This window comes from Pseudomonas sp. A1230 (genome assembly GCF_044218825.1).
Lineage (GTDB): Bacteria > Pseudomonadota > Gammaproteobacteria > Pseudomonadales > Pseudomonadaceae > Aquipseudomonas > Aquipseudomonas iridis.
Map to the genome: position 1 here is coordinate 5,410,157 of NZ_CP162582.1, position 19,751 is coordinate 5,429,907.

Annotated in this window: 15 protein-coding genes; 8 read left to right on the forward strand and 7 right to left on the reverse strand. The window is 60.3% G+C overall.

The features are described from left to right. The first annotated feature begins 34 nt into the window (after window positions 1-34). From AB4P97_RS25245 to AB4P97_RS25255, 3 genes are all read left to right on the forward strand, one after another. Window positions 35-616, forward strand: coding sequence for an alpha/beta hydrolase (locus AB4P97_RS25245; RefSeq protein ID WP_042557103.1), 582 nt, complete (start codon window positions 35-37; stop codon window positions 614-616). A gap of 55 nt (window positions 617-671) precedes the next feature. Next, window positions 672-1,604 (forward strand): sigma 54-interacting transcriptional regulator, encoded by a 933-nt coding sequence (locus tag AB4P97_RS25250; protein WP_395601756.1) that lies wholly within the window; start codon window positions 672-674, stop codon window positions 1,602-1,604. Between the two features lie 172 nt (window positions 1,605-1,776). After that, window positions 1,777-2,574: a MetQ/NlpA family ABC transporter substrate-binding protein gene (locus AB4P97_RS25255; RefSeq protein ID WP_395601757.1), complete on the forward strand. Its 798-nt coding sequence runs from the start codon at window positions 1,777-1,779 to the stop codon at window positions 2,572-2,574. A 594-nt stretch (window positions 2,575-3,168) separates the two neighbouring features. On the opposite strand, the gene AB4P97_RS25260 is transcribed toward AB4P97_RS25255, so the two are convergent. Continuing rightward, window positions 3,169-4,365 (reverse strand): AAA family ATPase, encoded by a 1,197-nt coding sequence (locus AB4P97_RS25260; RefSeq protein ID WP_395601758.1) that lies wholly within the window; start codon window positions 4,363-4,365, stop codon window positions 3,169-3,171. A gap of 224 nt (window positions 4,366-4,589) precedes the next feature. On the opposite strand from AB4P97_RS25260, the gene AB4P97_RS25265 reads away from it, so the two are divergent. From AB4P97_RS25265 to AB4P97_RS25280, 4 genes are all read left to right on the forward strand, one after another. Next, window positions 4,590-5,693, forward strand: coding sequence for an efflux RND transporter periplasmic adaptor subunit (locus AB4P97_RS25265; RefSeq protein WP_395601759.1), 1,104 nt, complete (start codon window positions 4,590-4,592; stop codon window positions 5,691-5,693). Then, window positions 5,690-6,757, forward strand: coding sequence for an efflux RND transporter periplasmic adaptor subunit (locus tag AB4P97_RS25270; protein ID WP_395601760.1), 1,068 nt, complete (start codon window positions 5,690-5,692; stop codon window positions 6,755-6,757). Before AB4P97_RS25265 ends, AB4P97_RS25270 begins: the two co-directional genes overlap by 4 nt. Further along, window positions 6,754-9,819, forward strand: a complete 3,066-nt coding sequence (locus AB4P97_RS25275) for an efflux RND transporter permease subunit (RefSeq protein WP_042557110.1) — start codon at window positions 6,754-6,756, stop codon at window positions 9,817-9,819. The genes AB4P97_RS25270 and AB4P97_RS25275 overlap by 4 nt, the downstream gene beginning before the upstream one ends. A gap of 89 nt (window positions 9,820-9,908) precedes the next feature. Beyond that, the gene (locus AB4P97_RS25280) at window positions 9,909-12,161 is read left to right on the forward strand and encodes a glycoside hydrolase (protein ID WP_395601761.1); all 2,253 of its coding nucleotides are present in this window, start codon (window positions 9,909-9,911) and stop codon (window positions 12,159-12,161) included. A gap of 1 nt (window position 12,162) precedes the next feature. On the opposite strand, the gene AB4P97_RS25285 is transcribed toward AB4P97_RS25280, so the two are convergent. Beyond that, a complete protein-coding gene (locus AB4P97_RS25285; RefSeq protein WP_395601762.1) occupies window positions 12,163-12,789 on the reverse strand; it encodes a class I SAM-dependent methyltransferase in 627 nt (208 codons plus the stop codon). A gap of 152 nt (window positions 12,790-12,941) precedes the next feature. Between AB4P97_RS25285 and AB4P97_RS25290 the strand changes: the two genes are divergently transcribed. Beyond that, window positions 12,942-14,402 (forward strand): hypothetical protein, encoded by a 1,461-nt coding sequence (locus AB4P97_RS25290; RefSeq protein ID WP_395601763.1) that lies wholly within the window; start codon window positions 12,942-12,944, stop codon window positions 14,400-14,402. An 88-nt stretch (window positions 14,403-14,490) separates the two neighbouring features. On the opposite strand, the gene AB4P97_RS25295 is transcribed toward AB4P97_RS25290, so the two are convergent. The 5 genes from AB4P97_RS25295 to AB4P97_RS25315 all read right to left on the reverse strand — a co-directional run bounded on the left by AB4P97_RS25295 (window position 14,491) and on the right by AB4P97_RS25315 (window position 19,729). Continuing rightward, a complete protein-coding gene (locus AB4P97_RS25295) occupies window positions 14,491-15,135 on the reverse strand; it encodes a methionine ABC transporter permease (RefSeq protein WP_042557114.1) in 645 nt (214 codons plus the stop codon). Continuing rightward, window positions 15,125-16,246, reverse strand: a complete 1,122-nt coding sequence (locus AB4P97_RS25300; RefSeq protein WP_395601764.1) for a methionine ABC transporter ATP-binding protein — start codon at window positions 16,244-16,246, stop codon at window positions 15,125-15,127. Before AB4P97_RS25300 ends, AB4P97_RS25295 begins: the two co-directional genes overlap by 11 nt. A 2-nt stretch (window positions 16,247-16,248) precedes the next feature. Further along, window positions 16,249-17,058, reverse strand: a complete 810-nt coding sequence (locus tag AB4P97_RS25305) for a MetQ/NlpA family ABC transporter substrate-binding protein (protein ID WP_042557116.1) — start codon at window positions 17,056-17,058, stop codon at window positions 16,249-16,251. Window positions 17,059-17,183: 125 nt separating this feature from the next. After that, complete coding sequence (locus AB4P97_RS25310; RefSeq protein WP_395601765.1) at window positions 17,184-18,536, reverse strand: LLM class flavin-dependent oxidoreductase; 1,353 nt, start codon at window positions 18,534-18,536, stop codon at window positions 17,184-17,186. Further along, window positions 18,536-19,729 (reverse strand): SfnB family sulfur acquisition oxidoreductase, encoded by a 1,194-nt coding sequence (locus AB4P97_RS25315; protein ID WP_042557118.1) that lies wholly within the window; start codon window positions 19,727-19,729, stop codon window positions 18,536-18,538. The genes AB4P97_RS25310 and AB4P97_RS25315 overlap by 1 nt, the downstream gene beginning before the upstream one ends. Between the last annotated feature and the right edge of the window lie 22 nt (window positions 19,730-19,751).

Sequence of the window (19,751 nt, forward strand, 5' to 3'; positions counted from 1 at the left end):
TCGCTCAGGAACAGACACGCAGGAGAGCTCCCCCATGCGCAACGAATCAATTCGCTACCTGATTGTGCCGGGCTGGCAAGGATCGCCAGAAGATCATTGGCAAAGCCACTGGCAGAACAGCCTGCCGAACAGCGCGCGGGTGGAACAGGCCGACTGGCTGACACCTCGCCGTGAAGACTGGGTCGCCGCGTTGGCCGAGGCGATTGCCGCCGACAGCACGCCGGTCATCCTCATCGCACACAGCCTTGGCTGCGTCACCGTTGCCCATTGGGCAGCCACCGCACCGCTGCAATACCTGCGTCAGGTACGTGGTGCCTTGCTGGTCGCGCCGGCAGATGTCGAGCGCCCGACGTGCGCGCCGGCACTGCGCAATTTCGCACCGATTCCGACCGATCTGCTGCCATTCCCGAGCCAGGTGGTCAGCTCCGACAACGACGCCGCCGTCAGTGCGCCGCGTGCTTTGGAACTGGCGCGCAACTGGGGTGCCGAGGCCGGAATTCTGGCCGGCGCCGGACACATCAATGTGAAGTCCGGGCATCAGCGCTGGGAGCAGGGTTTTGCTTATCTCTATCGCCTGCAAAACCGTATGGAAGACCACGCACGCCGTCGCGCCTGATTTTTTATTTCTTTAAACGCCCCCGTCTGCCGGCGGTTCTGGGCGGGAGTCTGCCATGAGTTTCGATACTTTCGGTCAGCCGTTGCTGACCTTTCCCGATGCGGAAAAAAGCCCCCTGAGCATTCGCGCCAAAGCGCTGGTGTTCGTTGACCCGCGCTCGCGTCAGTTGCGTGAAGAACTTGAGCAATTGGCGCCGCGCTCGGTCTCGGTACTGATCCGTGGCGAGACCGGCACCGGTAAAGAACTGCTCGCCCGGCACATCCACCGTGCCAGTGATCGCAGTGGCCTGTTCGTTTCGGTCAATTGCGGCGCGATCAGCCCTACTTATGCCGATGCCGAACTGTTTGGCTACGCCGCTGGCAGTTACACAGGTTCGGCCAGCAGTCGCGCTGGCTGGTTCGGCTCAGCCAACGGCGGCACTTTGTACCTCGATGAAATTGGCGACTTGCCGTTGCCGATCCAGATCAAGTTGCTTGCCGCGCTGGAAAACCACGAAGTCACCCGCGTTGGCGCGCATCAGCCGAGCCCAGTGGATGTGCGGCTGGTGGCGGCGACCAGTATCGATCTGGCGCAAGCGGTGGACGCCGGGAAATTCCACGAGCGGCTCTACCATTACCTCAGCGAAGGGCAACTGGAGTTGCCGGCGCTGCGCGCGCGGATCGGCGACATTCTGTCGTTGTCCGAATATTTCCTCGGCATCTACAGCCAGCGTCTGGGTCTGCCCGTGCCGTTGATCAGCGAAGCGGCTCAACACGTGCTTGAACAACACAGTTGGCCAGGCAACACCCGTGAGCTGGAAAACGTCATTCACTTTGCCTTGTTGGTGAGCACCGGCGACGAGATTCTGCCGGAGCACCTGAACCTGCCCGACGCGTCTGGCCCGCAAGTTCAGATCGAGCGGCTGGTGACGCAAATCAAAATCGGTGGCAGTGTCGATGAGCGTAAGGCGTTGAAAGAATTGCTGATTAGTTTGAGCGACCGGTTGTAACCGTTTCGTCCAACATGAACAAAATGGAATATGAAGCTGAATAAACGTTATTGTCCGGGAATAAAAAATCCCGGTATTGTCCGCTTCACGCCAGAGATAGCACTTCACTGGCACTCGTATTTAATTAATAGCCGTCGCCATCGGCGATCGTGATTTTCGATAAGGACACTGCATGAAAAAGGTTCTGTTGTTTACCGCATTGGCGGCTGCTCTGACTGCTTCCCTGGCCCAGGCCGGCGAGAAACTGGTAGTCGCTGCGACCCCGGTGCCGCACGCTGAAATTCTTGAGCTGATCAAACCGACCCTCGCCAAAGAAGGCGTGGATCTGGAAGTCAAAGTTTTCACCGACTACGTTCAGCCGAACGTACAGGTTGGCGAGAAGCGTCTGGACGCCAACTACTTCCAGACCAAGCCTTACCTGGACAGCTTCAACGCCGGCAAATACAAGGACGACAAGTCCAAGTACCTGGTGACTGTGCAAGGCGTGCACGTTGAACCGTTCGGTGGCTACTCGAGCAAGTACAAGACTTTGGCTGAACTGCCGGACGGCGCAACCATCGCCATCCCGAACGAAGGCAGCAACAGCGGCCGCGCCCTGATCCTGCTGCAGAAGGCTGGCCTGATCGAACTGAAAGACCCGAAGAACGCCCTGGCAACGCCGAAAGACATCGCCAAGAACCCGCACAACTTCAAGTTCAAGGAACTGGAATCGGCGCTGCTGCCACGCGTTCTGAAGGAAGTTGATCTGGACATGATCAACACCAACTACGCGCTGGAAGCAGGTTTGAATCCGAATAAAGATGCGTTGGTGATCGAAGGTGCTGACTCGCCTTACGTGAACTTCCTCGTTGCCCGTGAGGACAACAAGAACAGCGACGCCATCAAGAAACTGGCCGCTGCCCTGACCAGCCCGGAAGTCAAAGCGTTCATCGAGAAGAAGTACAAAGGCGCGGTACTGCCGGCGTTCTGATCTGACGTTTTAAAACACCCCCTTCAGGTGTAAAAACGCCGATGGCCAGTGATGGGCATCGGCGTTTTTGTGTGTGCCTTTAAAAGCCCCTAACCCTAACCCTCTCCCGGAGGGAGAGGGGACTGATCGGGGGATGCTTTAGAAGTACGCCGACGTGAAAGAGCTCTGCTGAATCCATAATCGACTCGATTTTTCAGGTCGATGTAAAACGCCAGACACCTCGGTCGGCCCCCTCTCCCTCCGGGAGAGGGCTGGGGTGAGGGGCTTTTGATTCTCAGGCCACCCGGGCCTTCAAAGCCCGCCTCAACGCCATCAACAATTTCACGATCTCCTGCGGATCCAGTCGCTGCGGCACTTTTACGTCCATGTTTTCTTCCTTGTTATGGGGGTTGGCCGGGGGAGTCTGGCCAAAAGCTGTTCGTCCTTGGAGGGCTTTCGTGAAAAAAAGATCCTTCCTACAGCGAAAAGGAAAATAGCTTTCTTATTCCTTCCCGGCAAATTCAAGGACAGGTTTTTGCTTGATACCAATAGGCTTTAACCGTTTTCGTGGCAGTCCAGAAACTGCCGCAGGCCACGATCTTTTTGGTTTCGGGATCAGTCAGGCCAATGCCACGCCGGCTCATCCAGCACGCGCTGCCCGACAATCCCGGTCTGCCCCAGCGTCTTCTCCAGCACAATGCAATTGCACTCCGGGTCTTCCTGCAACGCCGAAATCAATCGCCGCGCATGGGATACCACCCACACCTGACACTCTTGCGACGCCTTGATAATCAACCGCGCCAACGCCGGCAGCAGGTCCGGGTGCAGACTGGTTTCTGGTTCGTTGAGCACCATCAACGACGGTGGTCGTGGCGTGAGCAATGCCGCGACCAGCAGCAGATAACGCAACGTCCCGTCCGACAGCTCCGCCGCCGACAATGGTCGCAATAACCCTTCCTGAAAAAACTCGATGGCAAAGCGTCCGCCGGCCTGGGATTCGATGTGCAACCGCGCGCCGGGAAATGCATCGGTGATGGCGGCCCGCATCGCGTCGGCATCGCCTATTTCGATGATCGTCTGCAACGCCGCTGCCAGATCGCGACCATCGTGATGCAATACCGGCGTGCGCGTACCCAGTTGCGGCTGGCGCACTGCGGCGTCGGCATCGCTGCGAAAGTGATCGTAGAAGCGCCAGCGGCGGATGAACTCGCGCATATGGAACACTTCCGGCGAGCTGCGCAGGCTGCCGACCTGATCGAACAGGCTGTCGAAGTTCGGTGTGTGTTGTGCCAGAACGTCCCATTTTCTCTCTGAGCGGGCACGGATCATTGGCCCGTCTCGGTCCACCAGCAGGCTGGCGGGCCGGTAATGAGGGCCAGCCCAGATGCATTCGCGCTTGATTTGCGGATCAAGGCTGAACCGCGAGGGAATCGGCCGCGGATTCTCCGGCAACATGAAGTGGCCGTTGGAATCGGGCAGCCCGAGGCTGATCGAATAACTGAAATCCTCCCCGGCAAACCCCAGGCGCAGGCGTTTGACGCCTTGGCGCACCGTCGGCTCGATCGCCACCTCACCGTTGCGCATCCGGCGACTGATGGTTTCCGGCCCGGCCCAGAACGTCGAATCCAGCCCGCCTTCACGGGCCAGCGCATTGACCACGCCGCCCTGCGCAGTTTCCGCCAACAGGCGCAGCGCCCGGTACAGGTTGGACTTGCCGCTGCCGTTGGGGCCGGTGATCAGGTTCAGCCGACCCAGCGGGATCACCAATTTATTGATCGAGCGGTAATTGGCCACCGCGAGGGTCTTGAGCATGGAAATCCTTCTCTTGATCGTTCCTGCGCGGGGCAGAGAAACGATCGCATTGTAGGCGTTGCCGCCGGCGGCGAGCTTTTGATCTTGATCTAAAAAGCAAAAGATCGCCGCCGGCTGCAGCGCCTGCAGGGGTAAATGCAGCATCATGCGAGCAATGGCGGAACCCTGTTCTAAGCTCACAGTCGTATCGTCACTTGCACGTTCGTACACAGGAAGGAGTCTGCATGGCGAGTCCCGGATTGAAAACAGTGGTCGTGCTCGGCCTGCTCACATTGCTGGCCGCCTGTGGCGACAACAAACAGGTCGAAAAAGAACTGCCCCGGGTCTTCGTGCAAGAGGTCAAACCGGCCGATTACGCGGCTTCGGTGACGCTGACCGGCGACGTTCAGGCGCGGGTGCAGACCGATCTGTCGTTCCGTGTCGGCGGCAAGATCATCCAGCGTTCGGTTGACGTCGGCGACCGCGTCACCGCCAAACAGGTGCTGGCCAAACTCGATCCGAAAGATTTGCAGACCAACGTCGACTCCGCACAAGCACAAGTGGTGGCCGAGCAGGCGCGGGTCAAACAGAGCGCAGCGGCTTTCGTCCGCCAGCAGAAACTCTTGCCCAAGGGCTACACCAGCCAATCCGAATATGACGCCGCGCAAGCACAATTGCGCAGCAGCCAGAGCGCGCTGACGGCCGCTCAGGCACAACTGGCCAATGCCCGCGAGCAACTGAGCTACACCTCGCTGATCGCCGAAGCGCCGGGGATCATCACCGCGCGCCAGGCCGAAGTTGGCCAGGTCGTGCAAGCCACCGTGCCGATCTACAGCCTGGCCCGTGACGGTGAGCGCGACGCGGTGTTCAACGTCTACGAGTCGCTGTTGGCCGGACCGCCGACGGATCGCTCGATTGAAGTCAGCCTGCTCGATAATCCGAAAATCAAAACCACCGGCACGGTGCGTGAAATCACTCCGGCGGTATCCGCGCAGACCGGCACCGTGCAAGTCAAAGTCACCCTCGATAGCCTGCCGGAAGGCATGCAGCTCGGCTCGGTGGTCAGCGCCACGGCCAAGACGCCCGGCCAATCCGCCGTGGAACTGCCGTGGTCGGCGCTGACCAAAAACCTCAGCGAGCCGGCGGTGTGGATCATCGACGGCGAGGGCCGCGCGCAGCTGCACACGGTGACGGTCGGGCGTTACCTGACGGGCAAAGTCATCGTCAGCGACGGCTTGAAGGCAGGCGACAAAGTCATCATCGCCGGCGGCCAGTTGCTGCATCCGGGCATGAAAGTCGAGATTGCCGAAAACACCTACAAGGATCTGCAAGTGGGAGCCCAGCCATGACGCGCCTGTTGTTGCTCACGGCGCTGCTGGCGCTGACCGCATGCTCGGAAAAAGAAGCGCCGCCGGAGCCGGTGCGTCCGGTGTTGTCGGTGGAAGTGAAAACCCTCAATCAGGAAGACCTCGGCCGTTTTGCCGGGAGCATTCAGGCACGCTACGAAAGCAACATTGGTTTCCGTATTCCGGGGCGTATCGCCAGCCGTAACGTCGATGTCGGCGCCGAAGTCGAGAAGGGCGCCTTGCTCGCCACACTTGACCCAACCGATCAGCAGAACCGGTTGCGTGCCGCCCAAGGGGATCTGGCGCGCATTGAAGCGCAGTACATCAATGCCCAGGCCAACGCCCGTCGCCAGCAGCAATTGTTCGACCGTGGCGTGGGTGCACAGGCGCAACTGGACATCGCCCAAACCGACCTGAAAACCACCAAGGCTTCGCTGGATCAAGCCAAGGCGTCGCTGAGCCAGGCCAAGGATCAGCTCGACTACGTGCAACTGCGCACCGATCACAAAGCCGTGGTCACCGCGTGGAATGCCGAGGCCGGCCAAGTAGTTACCGCCGGCCAGCAAGTGGTGACGCTGGCGCAACCGGACATCAAGGAAGCGGTGATCGACCTGCCCGATACCCTGGTCGATCAACTGCCACCGGATGTGGTGTTTCTGGTCGCCGCGCAACTCGACCCGAGTATCAACACCACCGCGACCATTCGCGAGATCGAACCCCAGGCCCAGAGCGCTACCCGCACCCGGCGTGCACGCCTGACGCTCACCGACACGCCCCCCGGTTTTCGTCTCGGCACAGCGATCAGCGTCACCCTCAGTTCGGCAATCAAGCCGCGTCTCGAATTGCCGGTCAGCGTGTTGCAGGAAGTCGACGGCAAAACACGGATCTGGGTCATCGACCCGCAAGCGCAAACCGTCTCGCCACGTGACGTCACCCTGATCAGTCGCAATGACAGCACCGTGGTGCTGTCCGGCGGCGTCAAGGCTGGCGAGCGGGTGGTAACGGCCGGTGTGAACAGCCTCAAACCGGGGCAGAAAGTCAAAATCGACGAGGACAGTCCACGATGAAAGGGCCTTTCAACCTATCCGAATGGGCTCTGAAACATCAGTCGTTCGTCTGGTACCTGATGTTCGTCGCGCTGCTGATGGGCGTGTTCTCGTACATGAACCTGGGTCGCGAGGAAGATCCGTCGTTCACCATCAAGACCATGGTCATCCAGACCCGCTGGCCGGGTGCGACGCAAGAGGAAACCCTCAAACAGGTCACCGACCGCATCGAGAAAAAACTCGAAGAACTCGACTCCCTCGACTACGTGAAAAGTTACACGCGACCCGGCGAATCCACGGTGTTTGTGTACTTGCGCGATACCACTAGCGCCAAGGACATCCCGGACATCTGGTATCAGGTGCGCAAGAAGATCAACGACATTCGTGGCGACTTCCCCCAAGGCCTGCAAGGGCCGGGGTTCAACGATGAGTTCGGTGATGTGTTCGGCTCGGTGTATGCGTTTACCGCCGACGGCTTGTCGATGCGCCAGTTGCGCGATTACGTCGAACAGGTGCGTGCCGAGATCCGTGAAGTGCCGGGGCTGGGCAAGGTCGAGATGGTTGGCGAGCAGGATGAAGTGCTCTACCTGAATTTCTCCACGCGCAAACTGGCGGCGCTGGGCATCGATCAGCGTCAGGTGGTGCAGAGCCTGCAATCGCAAAACGCGGTGACCCCTGCGGGCGTTATCGAAGCCGGGCCGGAGCGGATTTCCGTGCGCACCTCCGGGCAATTTGCCTCGGAGAAAGACCTGGCTGACGTCAACCTGCGCCTTAATGACCGCTTCTATCGCCTCGCCGATATCGCCAACATCACTCGCGGCTACGTCGACCCGGCGACACCGGAGTTTCGTTTTGACGGTAAAAAAGCCATCGGCCTCGCGATTGCGATGAAGAAGGGCGGCAACATTCAGGAATTCGGCAAGGCGCTGCACCAACGCATGGAGGCGCTGACCGCCGACTTGCCGGTGGGCGTCGGCGTGCACACGGTTTCCGACCAGGCGGACGTGGTGGAAAAAGCCGTCGGCGGTTTCACCAGTGCGCTGTTCGAAGCGGTAATTATCGTGCTGGTGGTGAGCTTCATCAGCCTCGGCGTGCGCGCCGGTCTGGTGGTGGCGTGCTCGATTCCGCTGGTGCTGGCGATGGTCTTCGTGTTCATGGAATACAGCGGCATCACCATGCAGCGGATCTCCCTTGGCGCATTGATCATCGCCCTCGGCCTGCTGGTGGACGACGCGATGATCACGGTGGAGATGATGGTCACGCGCCTGGAAATGGGCGAGACCAAGGAGCAGGCGGCGACCTACGCCTACACCTCGACCGCGTTCCCGATGCTCACCGGTACGCTGGTGACTGTCGCCGGGTTCGTTCCGATCGGCCTCAACGCCAGTTCGGCGGGTGAGTACACCTTCACCCTGTTTGCGGTGATCGCCGTGGCGATGCTGGTGTCGTGGATTGTCGCGGTGCTGTTTGCACCCGTAATCGGCGTGCACATTCTCAGCGCCAACGTCAAACCGCACAGCGCTGAACCGGGTCGCATCGGCCGCGCGTTCAACTACGGCATGTTCTGGGCCATGCGCAACCGCTGGTGGGCGATCGGCATCACCATCGCGTTGTTCGTGGCGTCGGTATTCTCCATGCAGTTTGTACAGAACCAGTTCTTCCCGTCTTCGGACCGCCCGGAAATCCTCGTCGACCTCAACCTGCCGCAGAACGCCTCGATGGCCGAAACCCGCAAGGCTGTGGACAGGCTCGAAGCGACGTTCAAGGACGACCCGGACATCGCGCGCTGGAGTACCTACATCGGCGAAGGCGCGATCCGTTTCTACCTGCCCCTCGACCAGCAATTGCAGAACCCGTACTACGCGCAACTGGTCATCGTGAGTAAGGGGCTGGAGTCGCGTGAGGCCTTGAGCCAGCGCCTGCGCGAACGTCTGCGCAAAGACTTCGTCGGCATTGGCAGTTACGTGCAGGCACTGGAGATGGGCCCGCCGGTAGGGCGGCCGATCCAGTACCGGGTCAGCGGCAAGGACATCGATCAGGTGCGCAAACACGCGATCGAACTGGCCACCGAACTCGACAAGAACTCGCACATCGGCGAAATCATTTACGACTGGAACGAACCGGGCAAAGTCCTGCGCATCGACATCGCCCAGGACAAGGCGCGGCAACTCGGCTTGTCCTCGGAAGACGTCGCCAACCTGATGAACAGCATCGTCGTCGGTTCGCCGGTGACCCAGGTCGATGACGACATCTACCTGATCAACGTTATCGGTCGTGCCGAAGATGCCGAACGCGGTACGCCGGAGACCCTGCAAAACCTGCAGATCGTCACGCCGAGCGGCACATCGATTCCACTGCTGGCATTCGCCACCGTGCGCTATGAGCTGGAGCAGCCGCTGGTGTGGCGTCGCGACCGCAAGCCGACAATCACCATCAAAGCGGCGGTGCGCGATGAGATTCAGCCGACCGATCTGGTCAAGCAGCTCAAGCCCGACATCGACAAATTCGCCGCCGGGTTGCCGGTGGGCTACGAGGTCGCCACTGGCGGTACGGTCGAGGAAAGCGGCAAGGCTCAAGGGCCGATTGCCAAGGTCGTGCCGCTGATGCTGTTTTTGATGGCGACGTTCCTGATGATCCAGTTGCACAGTGTGCAGAAGCTGTTCCTGGTCGCGAGTGTCGCGCCGCTCGGCTTGATTGGCGTGGTGCTGGCGCTGATCCCGACGGGCACGCCGATGGGCTTCGTGGCGATCCTGGGGATCCTTGCGCTGATCGGCATCATCATCCGCAACTCGGTAATTCTGGTCACGCAGATCGACGAACTGGAGAAAGAAGGTCTGGAACCCTGGGATGCGGTGGCGAAAGCGACCGAGCACCGACGCCGTCCGATCCTGCTGACCGCTGCGGCGGCGAGCCTGGGCATGATCCCGATTGCCCGCGAAGTGTTCTGGGGGCCGATGGCTTACGCGATGATCGGCGGGATTATCATCGCCACCTTGCTGACGCTGCTGTTTCTGCCAGCGCTGTACGTGGCCTGGTACAAGATTCGCGAGCCGAAGAAAGACTCATCGCCGTCGGCACATTGATCGGTCTTGTTACACCTTTGGGAACGGTCTGACTTACAAGCGTCGTTCATTGCGTTACCGTCCCTCCTCCATTTGGAGGGGGGCGCCTGATGTCTACGATTGCTTGCTGGTCGCGTCAACTGCTGCTGATGCTCGGGCTGTGCCTGTCGCCCTCGACGCTGGCCGCAACGCTGTTGGCCAACGCGCTGTGGCAGGTGCAGATCGACCCCGCGACCCTCGCCGTGCAGGTCACCCCGGCCGACCGCGCCAGCGTGCAGGCATCGACGGGGGTTGAAGCGCACAAGGTCAGTCAATTGGTCAGAAGCGGCAATCGCCTCGACTGGCAATGGGATGATGGCGCCTGGACCCTCAGTGCTGAACTCGATCAGCGCGACCTTTCGTTCTCGATTACCGCGCGCAAGCCAGGTGACTTCGAGTTCCTGCGCCAACCCGGCAGCGCCATGGGCAAAGGCTTGATCTGGCCGCTGGCCGAAGGGCACTACGTGCCGCGTGGGGATCAGGTCTGGCAGAAATTTCTGCTCGGTGAGGGCGCATTCAATACCACCCAGGATCTCGGCTTGCCGCTGTGGGGCGTTGTGCACGAGGGGTTCAGCCTCAATTGGCTGCTGAGCAATCCGTACAACAATCATCTGCTGTTCAGCGCTGATGGTCAGACCCTGGCGTTGTCAGCGCGGCATCAATTCACCTCATTGCAACCGTCGACGCCGCTGACGTTCAGCCTGTTTCTGGGCGACGCCGAACCGTTGGCGGGGGCCAAACGCTACCGGCAATGGCTGATCGATAACGGCCAATATGAAACGCTGAGCAGCAAGCTTGAGAAAAACCCGCAGGCCAGCAAGCTGCTGGGGGCCAGCCATGTCTACCTGTGGGGCAACGATCTGTTGGGAGCGAAAGATGTGCGCAACTGGCCGGCGCTGCTCGGCGAACTGCGCAGTCAGACGCCGCTGGCCAGTGCGCTGCGCGGCGCTATGGATCACGAAGCCTTGCAGATGCTCGCCGGCGAAACCGTGCTCAATCGCTACCAGAAAACGGTGCTGCTGCGCAGTCTCAATCGTGCGCTCAACACCCTGGCGCGCAAAACCTGGCAAGCGCGCGCGGTGCCGGACATGCAGGCACTGGTCAGTGGTTACGGCGCCCTTCGCGGGCAACTGGCCGGGGAATTCGCGGGCGCCTTGACCGCCGATCCCAAGCGCTGGGGCAGCACCTTGTCGCTCGATACCCTTGAACGCTTGCACAGTGCAGGGCTGACGCGTTTGTGGCTGGGGCTTGGCGAGGGTTGGGAGGGCGGACTCTGGCATCCGGAGGTGGTTCGCGCAGCGGTGAAGGCGGGTTATCTGATCGCGCCATATGACTCCTACCAGACCGCCCTGAGCCGGGACGAAAACCCGGACTGGATCACCGCGCACCTGGGCGACATGGCGAACACCGAATGCGCCATCGTGTTGGAAAACCGCACGCTGAAAACCGGATTCCAGCAGTCAGGACACTACACCGATCCACGTTGCGTACGGCCGTTGCTGGAGAGACGCGTCACCGCCATCAGCGCCGCTGCCGGTTTCAACAGTTGGTTTCTCGACGCCTACGCCACGGGCATGGTGCTCGACAGTTACCGTCCCGGCGCCACGATGACGCAAGCGCAAAATGCCGAAAGCAACGTCGAGGCGTCACGCTGGATCAATCAGGTCTTGCAACTGCCCACCGGCTCCGAAGATGGCAACGCGACCACAGCGCAAGGCGTGCTGTTTGCCCATGGCATGCAGACGCCCGTGATCGGCTGGGGCGATGTCGACATGAGCAAAAATCCTGCCTCTGCATACTTCGTCGGCAAATGGTATCCGCCGGAGCAACCGGCGGTGTTCTTCAAGCCTGTGCCGATCAAAGAACCGTACCGCCGCATCCACTTTGATCCGGCCAGCCGTTTGCCGCTGTATCAGGCAGTGTTCCACGGTTCGGTCATCACCACTCATCACTGGTTGTACGACAGCCTGAAGCTGAGCAACGTGCGGGCGGCGAATGAGCTCACGCAGTTGCTCTACAACGTGCCGCCGCTGTATCACCTGAGCGCGGCGACGCTTGCGCAGCGGCTGCCGCTCATGGCGCGGCAGGACGTTTTTTTCCGCCCGCTGCATGAACGTCTGGCGAAGCAGGCGCTGACCGGATTCGAATGGCTCAGCGATGATCGGCGCGTGCAGCAGACAACCTTTGCGGACGGTACTCGATTGCTGGCCAACTTCGATCAAGCCGCGCGTGAAGTGCGCGGCAAGACCCTGCCGGGCGAGAGCCTCACGGTGTTGCTGCCCGACGGTGCGGTGAGCCACTACCGGGTGCAGAACGCTCCCTGAGTCAGACCTTGCGCCAAACACTCGCCAGCCACGGCTGTTGCTCTCGCGGCAGCCCCGCTGGCCGGAAGTAGTGTTCCAGCTCGACGAAACCGGCCGCCGTGAGCAACCCGCGCCACGCCTCCAGATCGTGATAAGAGCCATAACGCGGGCCGTTCCAGCCCTCGCTGTTATCGCCGCGTGGATTGGAACTGAACAGCACGCCATCCGTTTTCAGGCTGCCGTGCAGTTGCTGCAAAACCCGCGGCAGTTCCTGCAACGGCACATGGAACAGCACCGCGTTGGCGAAAACGCCGTCGAAGCGCGCTGCGGGCAAATCCAGCTTCAGGAAATCTTGCTGCAGCACTTCGCAACCACTGTCCTCACGCGCCATCTGCGCAAATTTTTCCGAGCCGTCGAGGCCGACAGCAACATGGCCCATGCGCGTGAACGTCTGCAGATCCCGCCCCGGCCCACAGCCGAAATCAAGAATCGTGAACGGTGCCGTGCCCTGAATGTGCCGCAACAGCGCGTCGATGTTCTGGCTGACATCGTGATCGCGGGTGCCCTCGCGAAAGTCCTCGGCCACCGAATTGTAGTGGCCGAGGGTGGTGGCAGTGATCTGTTCGAGGTCGGTAGGGGTCTGCTTCATGATTGTTTCGTGACTGGACGGATAGAGGCCGACTATAGCGTGAAAGGTTGCGAACCAAGCACAAAACCGCCACTCATGTGCAATACATATGTACCGCACTCCAAGTGCTGCCATCGGATGTACTGACGCCCACGCGATAGACCACTGTCGCGATGTCTGTCCTGTTTATATTCGGGAGGATTCACTTAAAAAAAGGATTTTTTTTCATGGGCATTGTTCGTCAATCCGCCACCTCGCCATACAGCCGTAGCCCGGCGGATGCGCGGCCATCACGTAAAACGTCAGGCAGTGGACTGCCCGACCACCCACCTGCGGTGAAGAACTTTCGTCCAGACGTCGAGCATGCGGGCGTAGAAGTGGTTCGGCCAAGTGACACGCCATTCGCCGCCGTCACCGTTGAATCGTTGCCGCCTACCGAGGTGGTGCCTATCCACCCGGCGGTCACCACACTTGAGCGCTATCGTTTGAGAGCGCCGGCGACCCTGCCTGCGGCCAACGACTCGGGTCTCAGGATCATCAAGGGGCGCACTTACGCCGATATCGGTGCCGGCGAGATTGTCCAGGTTCGGCAGAGCGCACCCACTGGTGAGTATCGCGCGACACTGGTCTCTGAACTGAAGGCGTCGGGGCCGGAACTGTTCTTCGATCCGCAAAGCGCAACGTGGAAGCCTGGGCTTGCTCAGCGCCTCGGTAACCGTGGCACTGTCATTGATATCGATATTGATGCGCTCATTCACCAAGTAAGAAATCATTCGGCAAAAAAGCAGCGGGTTCACACCGGACTCAATGATGCGTTTGAACGCAAGACCGCAAGCGACGCCCAACTGGTTGCGCGCGGGTTGAAGCAGTTTGCGCCGGAGGAGGCAGCCTTGATTCGTTCGGAACTGCGCGTGGTTGAGGGCATTTTCGCGGATGCCGCTCACGTCGCAGGTCTGAATGACACAGAAACCGCGGCCGTTCATGAAAGTTTCTTTGGCAGCGAGCATCGCGCCGTTGCCTCGCAGGTCGCTGAATCAGTCGCGCGAGGTCTGGCGCTTTCCAGGGAGTATCAAGGGCGTTGGGGGGAGGAAAAATTCCTCGGGGTTGATACCGATACCAACAGCGAAGCCTGGATGTACAAGGGCGATTTTCATGGCCGGTTCTTCCTCAATCGCAAGTACATGCGGCAGGGGGAGTTGAGCATGTCTTTGGGTCACGAAATGTTGCACACCAACAGAATCGACCGTTTCCATGCGATTGGCCCAAACGCGGCAGATTTTTTCTATCTGGACGGCGATATGCGCAGCCTGCTGGGTGGGGACCCGCCAACCCTTTACGACGTTGCCGAGCGCGGCGTTTCCGAGTTGATCATGCGCGGTGGTTTGACCGTCGATTATCTGAACGCCTTTTCGGATTACCACGACAGCTTCCTGTTCGGTATCAGCGATTACTTGGGCATTGGCGACGATCTGGACCTGAAGACGGCGGTAAAACTGTTCAATGCCAATCCGCTGATGCGTGCGCACATGGCGTCGAACAATGCCGACAGCATTATTTACGCAGCAAAAAGCATGCAGGTGCTGCACCGCGCCAAGACCGAATATGCATGGCTCGACAGCCTGATCCACGATTGATTCGGACGAACGCAAATAAGTAGTTCGCAGCCGGCGGTATTCACCAATCCCCTTGAGTAGCCGCAGGCTGCGATCTTTTCATCATGCTTCAGCGCTTGTTCAAGCCCCGCGCCAAGCGATCACCGCCCAACTGAATCACCGCCACCAGCGCCACCAGCAACACAATCACCGTCAGCATGATCTGGCTGTCGAAACGCTGATAGCCGTAGCGGTAAGCGATATCCCCCAGGCCGCCAGCGCCAATCGCGCCGGCCATGGCCGAGGAGTTGATCATCGTCACCAGGGTGATGGTGAACCCGCCGACGATCCCCGGCAGCGCCTCGGGCAGCAGCACATGCCAGACGATGTGCCAGCGCCGGCAACCCATCGCCTGCGCGGCTTCGATCAAGCCGTGGTCAACTTCACGCAAGCTCACCTCGGCGATCCGTGCAAAGAACGGCGTGGCAGCAATGGTCAGCGGCACCACCGCCGCCCACACGCCGTAGGTGGTGCCGACGATCAGCCGCGTAAACGGGATCAGCGCGACCATCAGAATCAGAAACGGGATCGAACGGAACAGGTTCACGAATGCGCCCAGGGCGCGGTTCAGCACCGGTGCTGCGTAGATCCCGCCCTTGTCGCTGGTGACCAGAATCACCGCCATGGGAATGCCCACCAGCAGCGCGATCAACGACGACACGCCGACCATCAAAAACGTGTCGATGAAACCCTGCAGCAAGCGATCAAACCACATAACCCAGCACCTCCACCCGTTGCGCCCATTGCCCGGCGCGTTGGCGCAATGTTTCGGCGTCCAGCGAAGCACCACTGACCGCCAACAGCAACTGCCCCAGCGCGTGGCCCTGAATCCGTTCGACGCCGCCCTGCAACAACTTCACCCGCCCACCGAGGGCCGCGAATAACGCGGCCAGATCGGGCTCGTCGCTGGCGCTGCCAGTGAACTGCAAACGCAGAACCACAGCCGCTTCGCTGGAGGGCGAATGCGCGTGCAGACGGCTTTGCAACTCTTGCGGCAACGCATGTTGCAGCGGCGCAAGCAGTGTTTGGCTGACCTCGTGTTGCGGGTTGCCGAACACTTCCCAGACCGGACCTTGCTCGACGATTTGTCCGTGTTCCAGCACCACCACGCGGTCGCAGATTTCGCGAATCACTGCCATTTCGTGGGTGATCAATACGATGGTCAGGCCCAAACGCTGGTTGATCTCGCGCAGCAAACCGAGGATCGATTGCGTGGTCTCCGGATCGAGCGCCGAAGTCGCTTCGTCACACAGCAGAATATCCGGGTCATGGACCAGTGCGCGGGCGATGCCGACACGCTGTTTCTGCCCGCCGGAGAGCTGCGCCGGATAAGCCTTGTGCTTGCCTTGCAGGCCCACCAGTTCCAGCAGTTCGCGGACCTTGTTCTCGCGTTGCTCTTTGGGCACACCGGCGACTTTCAGCGGCAACTCGGCGTTCTGCCAAACGGTCTTGGCCGACATCAGATTGAAGTGCTGGAAAATCATGCCGATTCGCCGACGCAGAGCGACCAAACGGTTTTCATCGAACTCGCCAATGTCCACTTGATCGATCAGCACCCGCCCTGAAGTCGGTTGTTCCAGTCGATTGATCGTACGAATCAGCGACGACTTGCCGGCGCCGCTGCGGCCGATAATCCCGAACACTTCGCCGCGCTGGATCGCCAGGTCGATGCCTTGCAGCGCAGCGACCGGGCCTTGCCGGCCGTTGTAGGTTTTGCCGAGGTTGATGAAGCGCACGTGGGCGCGGTTCAGTTCCGGGTGCAGTTCTGTGCGTTCAGCATTCTTTGGCTCTGGAATCTCCAGTCGCCGTTGGGTCGCGGCCGTCATGCTCAGCTTTCCCAACCGGCCTGGTACAGCTTGCCGTGGGCCTTATCCAGTGCCGCGCGAACGGCTGGGGAATGCTGGTAGATATCGACGAATTTGATCAGGCGCGGGTCGGTTTTGCTCTTTGGCTGAATCACGAACTGGATCACGTACTCCTTGTGATCGAGGCCATCGAACAGCAGCGCCGAGCCGGCATCGAAGGTCTTCGCCAGGCGAATATAGGCCGGGTAGCCCTGGACCAGATCAGCGTCGTCGTAAGCGCGCACCAGTTGCACGGCTTCAACCTGGAGGATTTTGATTTTCTTCGGGTTGGCGACGATGTCGTCTTCGGTGGCTTTGTAGCCGACGCCCGGTTTGAGTTTGATCAGACCGGCCTTGGCCAGCAGTTGCAGACCGCGACCGCTGTTGATCGGGTCGTTGGCGATGGCAACGCTGGCGCCTTCCGGTAACTCGTCGAAGCTTGTGTATTTCTTTGAGTAGAGGCCGACGTTGTTGATGATCCCCGGGGCGAACGGCACCAGGTCAAAACCCGCCGCGGCTTTGGCATTTTCGAGGAACGGGATGTGCTGAAAGTAGTTCACGTCGATGTCGCCGGCGGCAAGGCTGACGTTCGGTGCGATCCAGTCGGTGAACTCCACCAGCTCGACGTTAAGGCCTTGTTTGCTGGCCTCTTCGACGGCGGCTTCCAGCGGGATGGCGAAGGCTGCGGTGGTGCCGATTTTCAGCGGGGCGTCGGCGGCGAAAACCGCCGAGCTGAACAGGCCGAGGGCCAGGGCCAGTGCTTTGACTGGGTGGGACAGGATTTTCTTGGTCATGATGAGTTTTCCAGTCAGTGCATAAATTTGTGGTGTCTGTTCGGGCCTCATCGCTGGCAAGCCAGCTCCCACAGGTTTTGTGAACGCCACAGACCCTTGTGGGAGCTGGCTTGCCAGCGATGCTTTTAGCGGCGAAACGCGGAACCCGTGTGTTGCTCGGGCAAGTGCGCCTCCCGGTGAAACAGTTTTTCCCGCAGGCTGCCTGTGTCATAAGCGGTCTTGTACGACCCACGCCGCTGCAACTCCGGAATCACCAAATCAATGAAATCCACGTAGCTTTCAGGCGTGACGATGCGGGTCAGGTTAAAACCGTCCAGGCCGGTTTCGGCGATCCACGATTCCAGTTCATCCGCCACTTGCTCAGGCGAACCGACCACGGTGATGTAGCGGCCACCGAGGGCGTGCTGGTCTAGCAACTTGCGTCGGGTCCAGTCGTTGTTTTGCAGGTTTTTGGTGGCGGACTGAATGGCGTTGCTCTTCACGTACTGGATCGGTTCGTCGATTTCATACTGCGAAAAGTCGATGCCAGTGGACGCCGAGAAATGCGCAACACCCGCCTCGGCGCTGGCGTAGCTCAGGTACTCGGCATGCTTGGCCCACGCGGCTTGCTCGGTCACGCCGACGATCACGTTGAGGCCCATGAACACCTTGATGTCCTCGGGATTGCGCCCGGCCTCTATAGCGCTGGCGCGGACCTTGTCGACCTGAACCTTGGTCGACGATTTGTTCTGGCCGCTGATGAACACGCACTCGGCGTGACACCCGGCAAACAGCAGACCGCGATCGGAACTGCCGGCCTGAAACAGCACCGGCGTGCGCTGTGGCGACGGCTCGCAGAGGTGATAACCCTCGACCTGATAGAACTCGCCCTTGTGCTCGACCTTGTGCACTTTTTCCGGTTGGGCGTAGATGCGCTGTTCGCGATCGTTGAGGACCGCACCGTTTTCCCAGCTGCCTTCCCAGAGTTTGTAGAGCACTTCAAGGTATTCGTCGGCCTGGTCGTAGCGCCGGTCATGCTCGACTTGCTCGCTCAGGCCCATGGCTTTGGCGGCGCTGTCGAGGTAGCCGGTGACGATGTTCCAGCCCACGCGACCACGGCTCAGATGATCGAGTGTCGACATGCGCCGGGCGAACAGGTACGGCGGCTCGTAGGTGAGGTTGGCAGTCAGGCCGAAACCAAGATTTTGGGTCACGGCAGCCATCGCCGAAACCAGCAACAACGGATCGTTGACCGGCAACTGGATCGACTCCTTCAGCGTGACATCTACCGAGTTCTGATAGACGTCGTACACGCCGACAATGTCGGCGATGAACAGCCCGTCGAACAGCCCTCGCTCCAGCAACTGCGCCAATTCGGTCCAGTATTCGATTCTATTGAATTGGGTCGACGTGTCGCGCGGGTGCGTCCACAAGCCATGGTTGATATGGCCGATGCAGTTCATGTTGAACGCGTTGAGCAGGATTTTTTTCTTGCTCATCAGATGGTGCCCCGCAGTGGCGGGTTTTCATCGTTGAGGTAGTAATTGCCAACCGCGTGATACTTCCAGCGCACCGGGTCGTGCAGGGTGTGCACCCGGGCGTTGCGCCAGTGGCGGTCGAGGCCGTGTTCGATCAGCGTGGCCTGGCTGCCGGCCAGTTCGAACAGCGTGCTGCCGGCGGCCAGCGAAATTTCAGTACTGATGGCGCGTGCTTCGGCGACGGCAATCGATGCCGCGGCGACGGTGTCCGCGTTGGTTTCGGCTTGCGCGACATCTAGGAATTCGCCTGCGCGTTCAAGCAAAGCCTCGGTCGCGTGCAGGCGAATACTCAAGTGGCCGAAGCTTTTCAGTGTCAGCGGATCTTCAGTGGCATTGTCATTACCCGAGTCGATCCATGGCCGGGTTTTGCTGCGCACAAAGTGCAGCGCATCTTCATAAGCGGCGCGGGCGATACCGGTGTCGATGGCGGCGTGAAGGATCTGCGCAAGCGGGCCGACGGTGGTCGGGCGTTCGAAGGCGCTTTGAAACGGCAGCACGTCTTGCGCTGCGACATACACGTCTTCGAACACCACCGAACCGCTGCCAGTGGTGCGCTGGCCGAAGCCGCTCCAGTCGTCGATCACGCTCAGGCCTTTGCTGTCACGCGGGACGAAGGCCAGTTGCTGCACGCCGTTTTCATCGACCACGGAGGTAGGAATGCGCTGCGCGTAAATCGCCCCGGTTGCGTAGAACTTGCGGCCGTTGATGCGATAGCCGTCGCCATCACGTTTGAGGCTGGTAACGCGGTCGTGGGCGGTTCTGGTGCCCAGTTCCGCCAGTGCATTGCCAAAGCGCTGACCGGCCAGCACCTCGGCGTACAACCGTTGTTTCTGCGCGTGGCTGCCGTTTACCCTGAGGACTTCGAGGGCATAGAAATGGTTCTGCGGAATCTGCCCAAGAGAGCCGTCAGCCTGAGCGATCAGGGCGATGACTTTGGCCAGCGTGACGTTGGACACAGCGGCGCCGCCGTATTCCTTGGGGACAGTGATGCCCCACAGGCCGGAGCGGGAAAACACGTCGAGTTCGGGCAGCGGCAGGCGTCGTTCACGGTCGCGCAGGGCGCTGTCGCGTTTGAAATCTTCGGCCAGGTCGCTGGCGACGATCAGGGCTTGCTCATCGCTGGTAATGACCGCGACGGGATGGGAAAAAGTCATGTGCTTCTCCAGAGATCTGGTC

What these genes read in the sequence shown, in the direction of transcription:
- AB4P97_RS25245 (WP_042557103.1), top strand. Translation starts at nt 35, where the DNA reads ATGCGCAACGAATCAATTCGCTACCTGATTGTGCCGGGCTGGCAAGGA.
- AB4P97_RS25250 (WP_395601756.1), top strand. Translation starts at nt 672, where the DNA reads ATGAGTTTCGATACTTTCGGTCAGCCGTTGCTGACCTTTCCCGATGCG.
- AB4P97_RS25255 (WP_395601757.1), top strand. Translation starts at nt 1,777, where the DNA reads ATGAAAAAGGTTCTGTTGTTTACCGCATTGGCGGCTGCTCTGACTGCT.
- AB4P97_RS25260 (WP_395601758.1), bottom strand. Translation starts at nt 4,365, where the DNA reads ATGCTCAAGACCCTCGCGGTGGCCAATTACCGCTCGATCAATAAATTG.
- AB4P97_RS25265 (WP_395601759.1), top strand. Translation starts at nt 4,590, where the DNA reads ATGGCGAGTCCCGGATTGAAAACAGTGGTCGTGCTCGGCCTGCTCACA.
- AB4P97_RS25270 (WP_395601760.1), top strand. Translation starts at nt 5,690, where the DNA reads ATGACGCGCCTGTTGTTGCTCACGGCGCTGCTGGCGCTGACCGCATGC.
- AB4P97_RS25275 (WP_042557110.1), top strand. Translation starts at nt 6,754, where the DNA reads ATGAAAGGGCCTTTCAACCTATCCGAATGGGCTCTGAAACATCAGTCG.
- AB4P97_RS25280 (WP_395601761.1), top strand. Translation starts at nt 9,909, where the DNA reads ATGTCTACGATTGCTTGCTGGTCGCGTCAACTGCTGCTGATGCTCGGG.
- AB4P97_RS25285 (WP_395601762.1), bottom strand. Translation starts at nt 12,789, where the DNA reads ATGAAGCAGACCCCTACCGACCTCGAACAGATCACTGCCACCACCCTC.
- AB4P97_RS25290 (WP_395601763.1), top strand. Translation starts at nt 12,942, where the DNA reads ATGTCTGTCCTGTTTATATTCGGGAGGATTCACTTAAAAAAAGGATTT.
- AB4P97_RS25295 (WP_042557114.1), bottom strand. Translation starts at nt 15,135, where the DNA reads ATGTGGTTTGATCGCTTGCTGCAGGGTTTCATCGACACGTTTTTGATG.
- AB4P97_RS25300 (WP_395601764.1), bottom strand. Translation starts at nt 16,246, where the DNA reads ATGACGGCCGCGACCCAACGGCGACTGGAGATTCCAGAGCCAAAGAAT.
- AB4P97_RS25305 (WP_042557116.1), bottom strand. Translation starts at nt 17,058, where the DNA reads ATGACCAAGAAAATCCTGTCCCACCCAGTCAAAGCACTGGCCCTGGCC.
- AB4P97_RS25310 (WP_395601765.1), bottom strand. Translation starts at nt 18,536, where the DNA reads ATGAGCAAGAAAAAAATCCTGCTCAACGCGTTCAACATGAACTGCATC.
- AB4P97_RS25315 (WP_042557118.1), bottom strand. Translation starts at nt 19,729, where the DNA reads ATGACTTTTTCCCATCCCGTCGCGGTCATTACCAGCGATGAGCAAGCC.